The sequence below is a fragment of the Cellvibrio zantedeschiae genome, assembly GCF_014652535.1.
Taxonomy (GTDB): Bacteria; Pseudomonadota; Gammaproteobacteria; order Pseudomonadales; family Cellvibrionaceae; genus Cellvibrio; species Cellvibrio zantedeschiae.
In genome coordinates, this window is the sequence record NZ_BMYZ01000001.1 from 599,299 (window position 1) to 613,816 (window position 14,518).

Here is a 14,518-nt window from a genome sequence, read left to right on the forward strand (position 1 = left end):
AAGGCTTGGGTAATAAATAGCTCATGGGTTAGGGCAGTAAATCGATTGCAACACGGCAATGATTTTTGTCGCTTCGTCGCCGCACACCTGGTAATAAACGGTTTGGGCTTCTTTTCGCGTGCTTACCAATCCCGCATCTCGCAAGTTGGCCAAATGCTGGGAAAGGGCGGATTGGCTTAAGGGAACCTTGGCATTTAAATCGCCTACGGACAATTCACCGTCTAGCAAAGTACACATAATCATCAAGCGGTTTTCGTTAGCCAGAGCCTTAAGCAAATTGGAGGCTTGCAGGGCATGCGCCTGCATTTCAGCTAAAGGGGATTGAGTTGCCATCTTGGTAATCCAGGTTGCTTTTTCTTTATTATATTAGTGTTTTCTAATTTAGCAATATTTAAATTAGATTTATTTGAATTACTGGGGTATGAGGGGCTCAGCAGCATCGCCATCTGCTGAGTAAGCATGCGTACAAAGATGCAGTAGGCTAGCTGGCAGCTTTAGCGGTGATTTGTGAGTTGCGGAACGAGTTACAAATGGCGGTGAGTGTTTTGCGGCTATCCGCATCTTGCACTTTGTTGGCAAGCCGAATGGCTTCTTCAAATCGGTGTTGGATACATAAGATTCTAACTGCCCTAATAATTTCAATGTCGTTCACGATCATGTCGGTTCTTCCTCGTGTTTGTACCGAAGTAGGCTCCGCACTTAAACGCTTCTGCATTTGTGTCCTGGTGCTTCATGCCTATACCAAGACTCGGCCTAGGCTTTGAAAATACTCCCTTAACTAAAATTGTATCCAAGCTGCGGTGGTGCGGGGTGGTTAAAATTTGCACTGTTTATATTGTTTGTGAATGATGGCGCCCGGTTTAATTTGTTAATCCTAAAATGCGTTTGAAAAGAGGTTTAGTGATACCTGTACCCTAATCATCTTGGTTATTTACAATCTCTCCTGACAGTCTTTGTCAGTGGGCGTGGTTAGTATGACGACACTACTGATGAGGGAGAATATTCATGCGTTACTGGGTTGGTGTGGCATCTAAAGAGCATGTTGCGCGTGGTGTTGCAGGCGGTTTTTGCCAGCTTTGTCATGGTAAGGCGCACCCGCTTAAGCGCATGGAGCGGGGTGATTGGATTATTTATTACTCTCCTAAAGTGAGCTATTCGCCTGATGCTATAGCGGAAACCGATGTTATTTGTCAGCAGTTCACCGCCATTGGCCGCGTCGTAGGTAATGACGTATATCCATTTGAAATGGCGCCCGGATTTATTCCTTTTCGACGCGATATTGATTTTTTACCGGCGCAACCCGCGGACATTCGCCCGCTGATTAATCAACTCGCTTTCATTCAAAACAAAAGCCGTTGGGGCTACGCATTTCGCTTTGGCCATATTGAAATTTCGCAAGCAGACTTCGAATTGATTTCCGCAAAAATGCTCCTGCCGGAATATCCTATGCCTGAGTTACACACTGTTAATTACCTACCACCTCAACTATCAATGTTTACTTCTTAAAAGGAAAAAAAATGAAAATATCGGGTGAGTTTTCTGTGAATTTACAACCCTTAAATTCGTACGCTGAGGGCCAAAATGGCATTAATCTTGGGCGTATGTCGCTGGATAAAACCTTTAGTGGCGAATTGTCTGCAACGAGTAAAGGGGAAATGTTGAGTGCATTAACGGCTGTAAGAGGTTCTGCAGGATATGTTGCTATTGAGCAGGTTGTAGGCACGCTGGCGGGTAAGTCTGGCAGCTTTGTGTTGCAGCATTTCGGCATTATGGACAAGGGAAAAGATCGTTTAATTTTGGAAGTAATACCTGATTCCGCTACCGATGAATTGCAAGGCCTTTCAGGAAAAATGGCCATTATTATTAAAGATGGAAAACATTTTTATGAATTTGAATATCAATTTAATTAATAAAAGGTCACAAACTTCCACAAGCAGCTAAGGAGAATACTTATGTGGCAAGCTAATTTTCAAACAACAACTGACGTTCCGGCAGAAAACCTTTATCGCGCTATTACTGATTTCAATGCGTGGAATAAATGGGATGATGGTATTGAATGCACACAATTAATTGGTGAAGCTAAAACAGGTAGTGTCGTTATGCTTAAGCCTAAAGGCGGGCCATCGGTTAAACTTACCATTGAAAAAATGTGGCCTTACGAAGTAATTGATGTTGCTCACCTTCCGCTCGCTAAAATGCGCACAGTGCACAAATATGTGCGCGTAGGTGATACTACTCATATTCATATGGAGCTCCAAATTTGGGGGCCGCTAGGTTTTGTGTGGCGTAAAATAATTGGCGAAAACCAAATTAAAGATGCTGCTACGCAAACCAAAGCATTAATTGATTATGCGAGGGCAGCATAGTATGCGTCTGATTTTTGCACTTTGTTTATTGATGACAACATTAACTACATTTGCCGCAGATACTAAAACTACCCATCAACAAAAATTAACTAAGGATGAAAAATTAATGACCAAAACGGCTCCACAACTTAAGCAGCGCCTTCATATTATTCTGTTGGGGGTGAATGACGTGCAGAAATCAGCGGCCTTTTACGAAGCCTTGGGATGGAAGCGCGCTCCAACTAGTCACGCAGGTTTTGTTAAATTTGATTTGGGTGGCTTTGCGTTGGCGTTAATTTCACGGGAAGATCTCGCTAAAGATGCTTTGGAGCCAAGCGCGCAAGGCACAGGATTTTCCGGTGTTGCTTTAATTCATTTAGTGCGCACCGCGGATGAAGTCGCACTTACCTTGGCGCGCGCGGTAGAGGCAGGCGGAACATTGGTAAAACCTGCTACTAAAACCCAATGGGGAACGGCAGGTTATTTCCGCGACCCGGATGGTCACTTGTTTGAGGTGGATCATGAGGATGTGTGGGTATTCGATGACGCTGATCATTTAGTCGTTCAATGATTTATCAATCTGAGAGACTTTACATGAACAGCATTAAGGATCAAGCCGTTAGTGAAGTCTTTGCCACTTATCCCACCGCTGCTCGAAAAAAGTTATTGAGCATTCGCAAACTGATTTACGAAGTTGCAGCGCAAGACCCGGATATTGGTGAGTTGCAGGAGTGCCTGAAGTGGGGCGAGCCTGCATATTTGGCAAAGAATGGTAGTGCTGTTCGTATTAATTGGAAAGCGTCAGCACCGAATTATTATTATGTTTATTTCAATTGCAAAACAACGCTGATCGAAACTTTTAAAGAAATTTATGGTGATAGCTTTTCCTATGAAGGTAATCGTGCATTGTTATTCAATCTCAAGGACAAAATTCCTGCTCCGCAACTCAAGCATTGCATTGCGCTCTCTTTAAATTATCACCGAATCAAACATTTGCCACTTTTGGGAAATTGACGGCAAGCTTGCTTGGAAAGTTGAAAGGCAAGTTTGATTTAGTGATACTGCTTGAATAGCAGTAGAACAATGATCGCAAAAAGAATAAAAGATACGCTTTTCCAAAATAGGGCAGGGTTGCGTTCTATGAGTGGTGGCCGCGTTCGGTTTAAAAAAGCTTGGGTAGGGCGGCGCAAATCAGTCGTGAATTCGGATAATTCTTGATAGCGTTTGTAAGGGTTTGGATTAACAGCTTTTTTAAGTACATCGTCTATCCACACCGGAATTTCCCGTTCATCGTCAAGCACTGATCTATAAACTAAGCGGTTTTGTGCCGCGCGGGTTTTTGCCTGCGCTACTTGCGCGCCATAAGGTAAATGTCCGCTTAGCATTTGGTAGGTAATTACGCCGAGTGAAAAAATATCGGAGGCTACACTTCCATTTTCACCTAAAAAATATTCGGGCGCGCTGTATTGCGCTGTTCCTAATAAGTTGTGTTGTTCGGTATTGGTGGCTATTTCCCTGATTCCCGCAACGCGAGTTGAACCGAAATCAATAATTTTTACGGTGCCGGTATGATCAATCATAATATTTTCTGGCCGTAAATCCTGATGCAACATTTCCTTGCGGTGGAATGCCAACAAACCTTTTGCAATTTGTTCCACTATGCCGCGTACCGTTTCCAAATCCGGTTTTGGGTTGTCGATTAACCACTGCGTAAGAGTTTGACCTTCAATATATTCAGTGACAATATAAATAAAATTTCGTTTGCGTGTTTGCTTGCAAGGCTTAAGTACGTGCGCGCTGTTAATACGCCGTGCAATCCACTCTTCCATTAAAAAACGTTCCAGGTAAGCGTTATCTGAGCGCAAATCAATGGAAGGTGTTTTTATAATAACTTGTTCGTTGGTTTCAGTATCAACCGCCAAATAAACATGGCTGCGACTGGTGGCGTGAACTTCGCGAATAATTTGGTAGCCATCAAACGTGCTTCTTGGTTCCAGAATAGGTGGGAAGGGTAAATCACTTAGCTGATCATAAATTTCATTGGCATCTGTGGTGGCGAGTTCATCCAGTCGCACAATTTGGATTGTCAGGTTATCTGTACTTCCATTTGCATAAGCTTCAGACACAATTTCTTTTGCGGCGTGGTTTAAATCATGCTGGTTTGAAAATATGCAATTGATAATAAATTCACTGGTAGCAAATTCGTAAACACCGTCGGTTGCCAGAATAAAAATATCGCCACGCTCTATGGCAATAGCTTGATAATCAATGTCCAGTTGCGGATGAATTCCCAGTGCGCGACTGAGGTAGTGTTCATGTTCTGTAACCCAATGGCGATGATCCTGGGTTAACTGCTCCATTTGTTTTGCGCGTAGGCGGTAAATTCGTGAATCGCCCACATGCAGAATATGTGCGGTGGTGGATTTAATAATCAGTGCACTAAGCGTGCAAACATAACCGCGATCTTTGTCGTATCTGTATTGGCTTTGTTGGGTTAGATTATGTAGCCAGGAATTGGTTGCGCGGATAACTTGTAAAGCGGAGTTTCGTACGGAGTTTGCTTCAGAGGTACAGAAATAATCTTCTAAAAAAGTTTTAACAGCGGTTTCGCTGGCGATTTGGCTAACATTACTGCTACTTATTCCGTCGGCAAGTGCGACGGCTACGCCTTTTAAACTGAGGTGAGGTTCTTTGGGAATGGCGACACCAAAAAAATCCTGATTAACTTCTTTGCGGCCCTTATCAGAGCATTGCCCTATAGCGAGGTTTAGTTGACTTGACATAGCTTCAGCAATTCACCTCATTATGAGAACTTTATTTTATTTTTTATCGCTTTTTTCGGCTGCTATTTTGAATAATTATTGTCTTTATAAAGGCTTTAGCACGTTTCGTTGGTGCTAAAGCCTTTGGTTGCAATTATTAGGCGTTGCGCTTTGGTGCAGTTCTTACGTGTGTACTGTAAAGGGTTAAGCCAGTAAATGCCAAGCCGCCCACCAAATTACCCAAAGCAGTTGGAATTTCGTTCCAGATAAAATAATCAGCGATTGAGAAGTTACCGCCCATGATCAAACCGAATGGGAACAAAAACATATTTACAACGGAGTGTTCAAAGCCCATAAAGAAGAACAAGAAAATTGGCATCCACATGGCGATTACTTTACCGCTTACGGTAGTAGAAATCATCGCGCCTACAACGCCTAAAGATACCATCCAGTTACACAACATGCCGCGAATAAAAATCGTCATCCAGCCATCAAAACCGTATTTTGCGTAACCCACGGTACGTGCTTCACCAATGCCAGCTACTTTAGTGCCTACTGCGCCTGCGTCTGCATTGAATCCGTAAGTGAAAATGTAGGCCATCATAAAGGCAACCGTTAAGGCGCCCATAAAGTTACCCAAAAACACCAAGCCCCAGTTACGCAAAACGCCAGTCACAGTTACACCGGGGCGTTTGTCGAGCAAAGCGAGGGGGGTCAATACGAACACGCCGGTCAACAAATCAAAACCCATTAAATAGAGCATGCAGAAGCCGACGGGGAACAAAATGGCTCCCGCTAAAAAGCTACCGGTTTGCACGGCGATAGTTACCGCGAATACCGCAGCCAAAGCCAAAATCGCTCCTGCCATGTAGGCGCGAATAAGCGTATCGCGGGTGGACATAAATATTTTGGACTCGCCTGAATCCACCATTTTTGTTGCAAATTCTGAGGGGACTAAATAAGACATAGTAATTTCTCGTTGCTTGATTATTGGAATGCTACTGTCAGGAAAAACTTGCTTTGCAATGGGTTATAGCAACCCTCGTGCCTGAATAAGTAGGTGCTGAGAATTCGTTGTTAATTCAGGGAATCGATGCGTGTTTGTTCTGTTTTTTGATGCTAAAAGCCAGTATTTGTTATTTTTTGGTGCATGACAAAGTTAGGTTGAATCAATATGACAACAATGGGTGCATTAACAAGGTTTCAAATTGAGGCAAAAATTCGCGGCCTTGGCTTTGTGTGCACCAGTATGGTGAAAATCGATTTAAGTGATTTGGGAGGGATAGGTGAGCAAGGTGTAGGTTTTGCTGTCCTTCGTAGATGTAAAACGTAGTGGATGCAGGGCCGCATCGTGCCCAAAAGCGATCTTTCCCGCGTATAATGCCCGCCATTTCCTGTTCCCTCTTTTCAAATTTGCAGCAAAAAGGCCATTCCATGTCTGAAGTTCGTACCCGTATTGCCCCTTCACCCACTGGCGATCCGCACGTAGGCACCGCTTACATTGCACTTTTCAACCTCTGCTTTGCCCGCCAGCATGGTGGCAAGTTCCTGTTGCGTATTGAGGATACTGACCAAACCCGCAGCACGCCGGAATCAGAACAGGCGATTTTGGACAGCTTGCGCTGGTTGGGTTTGGAGTGGGATGAAGGCCCGGATGTAGGTGGCCCGCACGGTCCTTATCGCCAAAGCGAGCGTATGGATATGTACGGCAAATACGCCATGGAGTTGGTGGAAAAAGGCCATGCTTTTTATTGCTTTGCTACCTCGGAAGAGTTGGACGAAATGCGCCGCGAGCAAATCGCCAAGGGCCAAACGCCGCAATACGACGGTCGCGGTTTAAAGTTGTCTGCTGAAGAAGTGCAAGCAAAACTCAACGCGGGCGAGCCTTATGTAATCCGCATGAAATTGCCGACCGAAGGCGTGTGCGAAATTGATGACATGCTGCGCGGCAAAATTGAAATTGAATGGTCGCAGGTGGACATGCAAGTTCTGTTAAAAGCAGACGGTATGCCGACTTACCATTTGGCTAACGTGGTTGATGATCATTTAATGAAAATTACTCACGTAATTCGCGGTGAAGAATGGATCAACTCTGCACCCAAGCATCTTAAACTTTACGAATATTTTGGCTGGCAAGCACCTGTGCTGTGTCATTTGCCATTGCTGCGCAACCCGGATAAATCCAAACTCAGTAAGCGCAAAAACCCAACGAGTATTCTCTACTACAAACGCATGGGTTATTTGCCAGAGGCTATGTTGAATTACCTCGGCCGTATGGGTTGGTCAATGCCAGATGAGCGCGAAAAATTCACGCTGCAAGAAATGCAGGCGCATTTTGATTTGAAGCGCGTGTCTTTAGGTGGCCCGATTTTCGATGTAGAAAAGCTCAGCTGGTTAAACAGCTTGTGGATTCGCGAAAACTTTACCATCGAACAACTTGCCGAGCGCATTCATAATTGGGCGTTTAACAAAGAGACTTTGTTGCAAGCCTTGCCGCACGCGCAATCGCGCATGAACACCTTGAGCGATTTCGCACCCCTGGCGAGCTTTTTGGTGTCGGGCATGTTGAATATCAACGAAGCCAGCTTTGCCGGTAATAAGCTCGATATTGAAAAGCAAAAGGAATATTTGCAGTTCGCGCTTTGGCGTATGGAAGCTTTACGCTTCTGGGATCGCGATAACATTTTCAATGAATTGAAGCTGCTTGCTGATCAAATGGGTATCAAACTTAAAGATGCGCTTGCGCCAATTTTTGTTGCTATTGCAGGTACCACTGCGTCTTTCTCGGTTGTGGATTCCATGCAAATTATTGGCCCTGACATGAGCCGCGCACGTTTGCGTCACGCGGTAAATGCCTTGGGTGGTTTCGGTAAGAACAAGCAAAAAGAGTTGGACAAGATTTATGCCCAATTAGGTAAAGAGCAAGATGAAACTGCCGAAGCTCCGCAAGAGTAAATCTATAGAAAGGCTGTAATGAAAGTTAAAAAGGCGACTCGCTATGAGTCGCCTTTTTTATTATTTACTTTTTAGTGCCGATAAGTCTTCGCGTTTAATGGCTTTACCTTTTAAGATGACATATTTTATCGAATCATAAGCCGTTACGTCTTCCAAAGGATTTTTGCCAAGCAACAACAAATTGGCCACTTTGTTTTTTGCAACGCTACCAATCTCATTTTCCAATCCTATTCTCTGCGCATTACCAATCGTCATGGCTTTAAATAAATCGACGAGTGGAATTCCCATATCGATCCAGCGATCCATTTCTTTTCGTCCGTTAAATCCTGGGAATTGTGTATAAATAGGTCCGCTCGGCGTATCGGTACCGAACACCAACAAAGTTTTTTGTTGTGTGTGGATTAATTGTGTAAGCAGTTTTGTGCGTTCCAACAAAGGCGCATAAACGTCTTTCACTTTTTTGTATTCTTGCTCGGGAATCTGTGTGGTTGCATCTTTAACATGTGCACCTATTTCGCGATTCATCCATTGCCCGTCATCTGATTGATACCAGTTTAACAATGCGGTTGGCATAACGTGCTTAAGATAAGGTTGCTGAAAAAATGTAGGGTTAAATAATTCCTGCTCCCCATAAATCACTTGCACTGTTGGTTGTATTGCGATCCCGGCTTTAACTAATCGGTGAGCAATTTGCGGCAATTCTTTGTTGGTATTGGCATCGCCATTCCACATGCCATGTACAAGCATATCAACGCCCGTTTTCAGCGCGAACTCATAAGACCATTGCGAGTTGCCGTGTAAAAAAACCGGTAAGTTTTGGTTGTGAGCAGCCGTAACTAGCTCGCGCACAATAGCTTCACTGGGAACCGGTAAATTGCGTTGCGCGCCAAACCCTTTTTCATAAAACGCTTTTATGCAGCGTGCGCCTTCGCTTTTTGCAGCTGCAACAAGTTTGAGCGGTGTGTGTTCGTCGGCATCAACAAGAGTTGCCTCATTGTGCGAATGTTTATCGTGAAGGTAATGTCGGCTTACCACAGGAGCATCCTGGACTTCCTTTGGCAGAAGCGCAGCGGGGTAGCCTTGCGGGACAAATACTGGCGAGCAAAAGTAAGCTTGTGGAGCAAGCTGCTGGCTGTTCCATTGGTCAATAAACTGCTTATCGTTAATTAAGTCCAGCAAAGTTGTGAAGCCTGCATAGAGGTAACTTTTAGGAATTTGCGCTGCCGCTTCCTGGTAAAGCTTGGAAGTCGCACGTTCATTTTCCGGCACCATAAGGCCAGGTACATCGCGTAAATGAACGTGGCTATCAATCAGGCCGGGTATTAAGTATTGGCCTTCACCCTCAATTACCTGCTCCGCTTTAAATTCTTGTGTGCCTATGGCGCGAATACGATCTTGCTCAATCAATAGGTTGAGCCGTTGTTTACTTGCTTTGGCATCCGCCGTAACAATGTGCACATTGCGAATTAACAGGCTGCCCTTGGCGGGCTCGTCGGCTTTTGCGCCTGCAGCCGCCATGACAATAAAGGAGAAGGGGATTAAAAGGTGTTTAAATTTCATAACTGGCTTCCTGACAAAATGAATGTGGAAGCCAGATTTTGTGAATAATTTAGTGCGCAGACGACCTCAAGCGCGATTGAGGACCTTAAAACCGCTAGAATCTGCTGAAATCGGTTTAAATTTACCCAAGGTGCCATTAAGGAATCCTAATGCAACAAGGTATCGTCCATATCTATTTGTTCTCGGCGATTTTCTGCCTGTTGCTTGCGCTGAGCTTTTTGGTGTCTAAAAAGTTGCAAGTCATGCCTGCGCGCCTGTTGGGCCTTACCTATGTGCTTTGTACCCTACAGAGTTTTTTAGCGGTTTTAGTCTTTGGTGCGGGCTGGGAGTTTGCGGCTGTATTGCGCGCGAGCATTGCCATGATCCTGGGGCCAGCCAGCTATTTTTACTATTGCAGTTTGGTTGACGTTGATCGGACTTCTATTAATCGCTGGTGGTTGCATTTGCTTCCCGCTGTTTTGGTCTTTGTGCTTTGCTTTTTCCGCTCACCACTGGCAAACCTGGCAGAGCTTATGATCATTGCCAGCTTTGCGGTATATGTGGCTTTTACTTGCAGGCTATTAATAGGCGGAAGGCAACGCCTTCAACATCTCGCCCAATATGCAGACGCCGCCTACCGCTGGCTGGTCATACTTGCCGCGCTCATGGCCATTAACTTCATCATAGAAATCCTGGTGTATTTGGAGCTGAGTACCGGCGTACCCATAACCCAATCCTGGGCGATAATGTTGGGAGCCGCGGTCTTCCTGCTTTTTCACATGGTCACATTACTGCTCGTTATTACCCGTGCGCCCTTAATGGAGTGGATGCACGCACTGCAAGATTTACGGCTAAGCAAAGCCAAACCCATGAGCGACGCCGAAGCAAAAGACATTTTTAATCGCTGGGAGCGGGTAGTCGTAGAGCGTGAGCTCTATAAAAAGGAAGGTGGTGTAACTCTGGAATACGCAGGCCGAATCCTGGTGATTCCCGCACGCCAAATCTCCCAAGCCATCAACCGGGTTTATGGTGGCAGCTTCTCGCAATACCTTAACGATTGCCGCGTAAAGGCCGCGCAAACACTGTTGCGTAATAACCCCGATATGCCCATCACCACCTTGATGCTCGAATCCGGTTTCAGCACCAAATCCAACTTCAACAAAGAGTTCCTGCGAGTGACAGGATTAAGCCCCAGTGAATACCGCAAATAAACTGAAACCACCGCGCAAGCCCAATAGTTAACCATTTGATTCGCCTGAGAAAACGCAAATAGCGGAAGGATCTTTTCCTTGACACTCCCCAAACCGCTGCATACAATGCGCCCCGCTTCAGGACGAAGCCCAAAGAATTTTGGGGCTATAGCTCAGCTGGGAGAGCGCAACACTGGCAGTGTTGAGGTCAGCGGTTCGATCCCGCTTAGCTCCACCAAATTAAAAAGAAAAACCCCGTATGCCGGAAGGCATACGGGGTTTTTCTTTTTCAGCTTCGCTGGCTCTTAAGCGGGATCGTTCTTTAGCCGGTTCAAAAAACGGCAGGATAGCCGTTTTTCACAGCGAAGCTGCCCGAAGGGTGAGCGCCATGGATGGCGCGAATGCATCCCGCTTAGCTTTCATCAATTTAAATGAAAAGATCGCTTATAAAATAAGTAAGCATGAGGTTTAGATAGATATATCGTTTGATTGCGAGTAAATGTCATAATCGAAAGATATGTGTCGAGCCAGAGTAAAAAGGTCTCTTTTCTTAGGGACTGTCTATGTAAGCTTCATTCATGTGAGATTACTTTGCTAATAATTAACCCTAAAAGAATTAATGAGCCTGCTGACTTAAAATCCTTCTGGTATAACTATTATGCGGGCTACTCTCATACCTTTACAAAAAATGTGATTGAATCCAGTGGTCTGCGAGCAGACGGTGTAATTTTTGACCCATGGAATGGCGCTGGAACTACAACACTAATGGCTTCGGTCGCGGGATATTCATCTATTGGATTGGATTTGAATCCTGTGATGAAAATAATTGCGTCTGCAAAGCAGGCAACAAAAAGCGATGTAATAGCGCTGCAAAAGCAGTTGTCTAAGCTAACCTCAAAAATCAAATACAAGCAAAATGAAAATGATGCATTGTCTGTGTGGTTTAAGTCAGATGCAATCGCGAATATTAGAACAATAGAGAGCTTTATACTAAATCAGGCTAAATATTTTTCTACTGAGTCTAAAGTAGATTCATTAACCATATTGCAATGCTTGATGTATACAGCGTTATTTAATTGCATTAGAGAATTGTTGAAAAACTTTATTCCATCTAATCCCACTTGGATTAAACGGCCCAAAAGTGAGGCTGAAAAAATATCTGTAGCGTGGAGCTCAATTAAAAATAGGTACAAAAATATTGTTTCTGATATGGTTTTAGGTGTGGATGCTTCCAATCACACATGGAGCAGCGGATTGGCACAACTAGTTACAGGAACTTCATTAAATATACCTTTGCCCGATAATAGCGTAGATATGGTTTTAACGTCTCCCCCATACTGTACTCGTATAGATTATGGTGTAGCTACTCTTCCCGAGTTGGCATTGTTAGCTGAGGACGGAATTGGCGAGGTTGAGCAAATAAGGAGATCTTTGATGGGAACGACTACAGTTCCTAGAGAGATTGATTCACATTTGAACTTTTTTGGTGATACGTGTGATTATTTTTTGAAAAATGTTTATGGTCATGCTTCGAAAGCGTCAACTACTTATTATTATAAGAATTTGTATCAATACTTTGTTTCTTTAAAGAAATCCATAAGCGAGATATCTAGGGTTATAAAAAAAGACGCCAAGTTTATCTGTGTCGTTCAGGACTCATATTATAAAGACATTCATTGTAATCTTCCACGAATTATAGAAGATATGTCTTTAATGTACGGGCTTTTTGGTTTGGAAAAGATTGAATTCGAAAGCAAGAAGAATATGGGGAATTTAAATGTAAAATCAAAAGTATACAGAAAAAATAATACTGCATTTGAAACTGTTTTGATTTTTAAGAAGGGATAAATCATGCAAGATGATGGCTTAATTAGAGCGTTAGAAGAAAATATTGAAAAAGTACATACCCAAAGTTTGGACCTGTCTTTTAATGAATTGCTTGACATGTATGAAACTGGTGAGCTGGATATAAATCCCGATTATCAGCGTCTTTTTCGTTGGTCTCCAGGGGCTCAATCGAGGTTTATTGAATCATTGCTTTTGGAAATGCCGGTGCCTCCTATATATGTAGTCGAGTCAAGTGATGGAAAATATCAGCTAATTGATGGGTTACAGCGTTTTTCATCATACCTACATTTGCGGGGGAAATTGACAGCAGGTCATTTTTCCCCTCCGATTAATAAAGGGGAATTTTTAGAGCTGCAGGAGTGCGATATTGTGCACGCCTTAAATGGACTTAATTATGAAGATCTACCCACAGCTCTAAAAATTAGATTGAAAAGAGCTTTTGTGAGAGTGGAAGTTGTTAGAAAAGGAAGTGAAAACAAATTTCGATACCATATGTTTAAGCGTTTGAATACTGGGGGCGAAGAGCTTACCCCTCAGCAAATTAGAAATTGTACGATTAGAATGCTTAATGCCCAGTTTATTGATTTTGTGATAGGTAAAAGTAGATCTAGTGATTTTTCAAATTGCATATCCAATATTTCCGACGAGCAAAAGCTTGGCTCGTTCGATCAAGAATTGGTTCTTCGTTTTTTTGCATTAAAAAATTATCGTCATAAATTTACACATGACGTGGCTGATTTTTTAACTGAGTATATGGAGCTCGTCACTGAGGCTGGTAATCAATCGGCGGTATTTGATTATGTAAAAGAAGAGGCTGTTTTCGATAAGATATTTTTGGTTCTTAATAAGGCCCTTGGCGATAAATCCTTTGGGCGATATGGTAAAAGTGGTATTCAATCAAACTTCGGTGTATATCATTACGAAGCTATATGTATTGGACTTCTATCTGTGATTGATAAAATAGAGTCAGATAGAACTGAGCATATAGATTTACTTAGAGTTAAGCTTGAAGAAATAAAATCAGATGGTGAGTTTGCTGCAGCTACCACTGGTGGTGGCAAGAACTCTCCAGGCCCAATGAGAACCCGTATCGAATTAGTCGAAAAAAAATTGGCAGAGTTGCAATTATGAGTTTGGAGCATTTTTTGGAGCAGCTGGAGGAAGAGCGAGCGTGGAGAGAAGCGGAAATCAGATTTCTTGATAATTCACAAAGGTCTCTTGAAAAAGAAGAAGACAGAATGCTTATGCGTCGTTCTATATTATGTCTGATATATGCTCATATAGAGGGTTTTGTTAAGTTTTCATTTTCTTTGTATGTTGACGAAATAAATAAAAAAAATTTGCTATGTTACCAAGTGAAACCTGTAATAGCCGCTGCCACTTTGTCTAGAGAGTTTTTAGCCTTGAGTGAGAATAGAAAAAGCAAAATATTTAGAAGTGATTTGTCGGATGATAAGCATTTGAGGAAATTGTTTCGGCAAGCAGAATTTATTGAAAATATTTTTGATGTGAAAAATTATGAAGTAAAAATTCCTGAAGAGTATATTAATACAGAGGATAATGTAGGTATAACCGTTTTGGAAAAATTGATGTGCAAAGTTGGCTTGGATCACACGGATTTAAGAGATGTTAATGCCCCCTTAGGTAGATTGCTAAATGTTAGGAATGATATTTCACATGGTAAACGGCGAGCTGGAATAGACCACAAAGATTATGAAGAGTTTCTTAATTGCTGCAAATCTGTTATTTCAGGTCTGTCGCGTAAACTGACGTTGGCTTTTGATCGGCAAGCATTTCTAGTTGCTAGTTAGGTTAAAAAGAGTGGATAAAAAAATTAATAAAAATCTCATGTTTCGAAGTTGATGCTCGCGTTACTTTT

General features: G+C 43.0%; 16 protein-coding genes and 1 tRNA gene. 12 read left to right on the top strand and 5 right to left on the bottom strand.

What is annotated here, in order from left to right; genetic code table 11:
* Positions 1-21: 21 nt before the first annotated feature.
* On the bottom strand, positions 22-333 hold the full coding sequence (locus tag IE104_RS02685; protein ID WP_189415872.1) for an ArsR/SmtB family transcription factor: 312 nt from the start codon (positions 331-333) through the stop codon (positions 22-24).
* Positions 334-481: 148 nt separating this feature from the next.
* Entirely contained in the window at positions 482-715 is a 234-nt protein-coding gene (locus IE104_RS02690; protein WP_189415874.1) for a hypothetical protein, read from the bottom strand.
* A gap of 290 nt (positions 716-1,005) precedes the next feature.
* On the opposite strand from IE104_RS02690, the gene IE104_RS02695 reads away from it, so the two are divergent.
* From IE104_RS02695 to IE104_RS02715, 5 genes are read left to right on the top strand one after another with little or no spacing between them, the layout of a single operon-like run.
* A complete protein-coding gene (locus tag IE104_RS02695) occupies positions 1,006-1,506 on the top strand; it encodes an EVE domain-containing protein (protein ID WP_189415876.1) in 501 nt (166 codons plus the stop codon).
* 11 nt (positions 1,507-1,517) lie between these two features.
* Positions 1,518-1,910: a DUF3224 domain-containing protein gene (locus IE104_RS02700; RefSeq protein ID WP_189415878.1), complete on the top strand. Its 393-nt coding sequence runs from the start codon at positions 1,518-1,520 to the stop codon at positions 1,908-1,910.
* 42 nt (positions 1,911-1,952) lie between these two features.
* Complete coding sequence (locus tag IE104_RS02705) at positions 1,953-2,366, top strand: SRPBCC family protein (protein WP_189415880.1); 414 nt, start codon at positions 1,953-1,955, stop codon at positions 2,364-2,366.
* A 1-nt stretch (position 2,367) separates the two neighbouring features.
* Positions 2,368-2,916 (top strand): VOC family protein, encoded by a 549-nt coding sequence (locus IE104_RS02710; RefSeq protein WP_229837581.1) that lies wholly within the window; start codon positions 2,368-2,370, stop codon positions 2,914-2,916.
* A gap of 23 nt (positions 2,917-2,939) precedes the next feature.
* Positions 2,940-3,359 (top strand): DUF1801 domain-containing protein, encoded by a 420-nt coding sequence (locus tag IE104_RS02715; RefSeq protein WP_189415882.1) that lies wholly within the window; start codon positions 2,940-2,942, stop codon positions 3,357-3,359.
* A 38-nt stretch (positions 3,360-3,397) separates the two neighbouring features.
* Here IE104_RS02715 and IE104_RS02720 read toward each other — a convergent pair whose 3' ends face one another.
* Both IE104_RS02720 and IE104_RS02725 read right to left on the bottom strand, forming a co-directional pair.
* A complete protein-coding gene (locus IE104_RS02720; RefSeq protein WP_189415884.1) occupies positions 3,398-5,128 on the bottom strand; it encodes a bifunctional protein-serine/threonine kinase/phosphatase in 1,731 nt (576 codons plus the stop codon).
* 136 nt (positions 5,129-5,264) lie between these two features.
* Positions 5,265-6,074 carry a formate/nitrite transporter family protein gene (locus tag IE104_RS02725; protein ID WP_189415886.1) on the bottom strand — a complete coding sequence of 270 codons (810 nt, stop codon included), beginning with the start codon at positions 6,072-6,074 and terminating at the stop codon, positions 5,265-5,267.
* Between the two features lie 467 nt (positions 6,075-6,541).
* Between IE104_RS02725 and gltX the strand changes: the two genes are divergently transcribed.
* Positions 6,542-8,062: a glutamate--tRNA ligase gene (gene gltX / locus IE104_RS02730; protein ID WP_189415888.1), complete on the top strand. Its 1,521-nt coding sequence runs from the start codon at positions 6,542-6,544 to the stop codon at positions 8,060-8,062.
* Positions 8,063-8,122: 60 nt separating this feature from the next.
* Here the strand turns inward: gltX and IE104_RS02735 are convergent, their stop codons facing one another.
* Positions 8,123-9,622, bottom strand: coding sequence for an amidohydrolase family protein (locus tag IE104_RS02735; protein ID WP_189415896.1), 1,500 nt, complete (start codon positions 9,620-9,622; stop codon positions 8,123-8,125).
* A gap of 149 nt (positions 9,623-9,771) precedes the next feature.
* Between IE104_RS02735 and IE104_RS02740 the strand changes: the two genes are divergently transcribed.
* The 6 genes from IE104_RS02740 to IE104_RS02765 all read left to right on the top strand — a co-directional run bounded on the left by IE104_RS02740 (position 9,772) and on the right by IE104_RS02765 (position 14,450).
* Positions 9,772-10,812, top strand: a complete 1,041-nt coding sequence (locus IE104_RS02740; protein WP_189415898.1) for an AraC family transcriptional regulator — start codon at positions 9,772-9,774, stop codon at positions 10,810-10,812.
* Positions 10,813-10,953: 141 nt separating this feature from the next.
* Positions 10,954-11,029 (top strand) — tRNA-Ala (locus IE104_RS02745).
* A 21-nt stretch (positions 11,030-11,050) separates the two neighbouring features.
* Positions 11,051-11,263, top strand: a complete 213-nt coding sequence (locus IE104_RS02750; RefSeq protein WP_189415900.1) for a hypothetical protein — start codon at positions 11,051-11,053, stop codon at positions 11,261-11,263.
* 119 nt (positions 11,264-11,382) lie between these two features.
* Positions 11,383-12,639 (top strand): TRM11 family methyltransferase, encoded by a 1,257-nt coding sequence (locus IE104_RS02755; RefSeq protein ID WP_189415902.1) that lies wholly within the window; start codon positions 11,383-11,385, stop codon positions 12,637-12,639.
* A 3-nt stretch (positions 12,640-12,642) separates the two neighbouring features.
* The gene (locus IE104_RS02760) at positions 12,643-13,770 is read left to right on the top strand and encodes a DUF262 domain-containing protein (RefSeq protein ID WP_189415904.1); all 1,128 of its coding nucleotides are present in this window, start codon (positions 12,643-12,645) and stop codon (positions 13,768-13,770) included.
* Positions 13,767-14,450, top strand: coding sequence for an MAE_28990/MAE_18760 family HEPN-like nuclease (locus tag IE104_RS02765; RefSeq protein WP_189415906.1), 684 nt, complete (start codon positions 13,767-13,769; stop codon positions 14,448-14,450). Before IE104_RS02760 ends, IE104_RS02765 begins: the two co-directional genes overlap by 4 nt.
* Positions 14,451-14,518 lie beyond the last annotated feature (68 nt).

Excerpts from the sequence above, each read along its gene's own strand:
- IE104_RS02685 (WP_189415872.1), bottom strand. The coding sequence starts at position 333 with ATGGCAACTCAATCCCCTTTAGCTGAAATGCAGGCGCATGCCCTGCAA.
- IE104_RS02690 (WP_189415874.1), bottom strand. The coding sequence starts at position 715 with ATGCAGAAGCGTTTAAGTGCGGAGCCTACTTCGGTACAAACACGAGGA.
- IE104_RS02695 (WP_189415876.1), top strand. The coding sequence starts at position 1,006 with ATGCGTTACTGGGTTGGTGTGGCATCTAAAGAGCATGTTGCGCGTGGT.
- IE104_RS02700 (WP_189415878.1), top strand. The coding sequence starts at position 1,518 with ATGAAAATATCGGGTGAGTTTTCTGTGAATTTACAACCCTTAAATTCG.
- IE104_RS02705 (WP_189415880.1), top strand. The coding sequence starts at position 1,953 with ATGTGGCAAGCTAATTTTCAAACAACAACTGACGTTCCGGCAGAAAAC.
- IE104_RS02710 (WP_229837581.1), top strand. The coding sequence starts at position 2,368 with ATGCGTCTGATTTTTGCACTTTGTTTATTGATGACAACATTAACTACA.
- IE104_RS02715 (WP_189415882.1), top strand. The coding sequence starts at position 2,940 with ATGAACAGCATTAAGGATCAAGCCGTTAGTGAAGTCTTTGCCACTTAT.
- IE104_RS02720 (WP_189415884.1), bottom strand. The coding sequence starts at position 5,128 with ATGTCAAGTCAACTAAACCTCGCTATAGGGCAATGCTCTGATAAGGGC.
- IE104_RS02725 (WP_189415886.1), bottom strand. The coding sequence starts at position 6,074 with ATGTCTTATTTAGTCCCCTCAGAATTTGCAACAAAAATGGTGGATTCA.
- gltX (WP_189415888.1), top strand. The coding sequence starts at position 6,542 with ATGTCTGAAGTTCGTACCCGTATTGCCCCTTCACCCACTGGCGATCCG.
- IE104_RS02735 (WP_189415896.1), bottom strand. The coding sequence starts at position 9,622 with ATGAAATTTAAACACCTTTTAATCCCCTTCTCCTTTATTGTCATGGCG.
- IE104_RS02740 (WP_189415898.1), top strand. The coding sequence starts at position 9,772 with ATGCAACAAGGTATCGTCCATATCTATTTGTTCTCGGCGATTTTCTGC.
- IE104_RS02750 (WP_189415900.1), top strand. The coding sequence starts at position 11,051 with ATGCCGGAAGGCATACGGGGTTTTTCTTTTTCAGCTTCGCTGGCTCTT.
- IE104_RS02760 (WP_189415904.1), top strand. The coding sequence starts at position 12,643 with ATGCAAGATGATGGCTTAATTAGAGCGTTAGAAGAAAATATTGAAAAA.
- IE104_RS02765 (WP_189415906.1), top strand. The coding sequence starts at position 13,767 with ATGAGTTTGGAGCATTTTTTGGAGCAGCTGGAGGAAGAGCGAGCGTGG.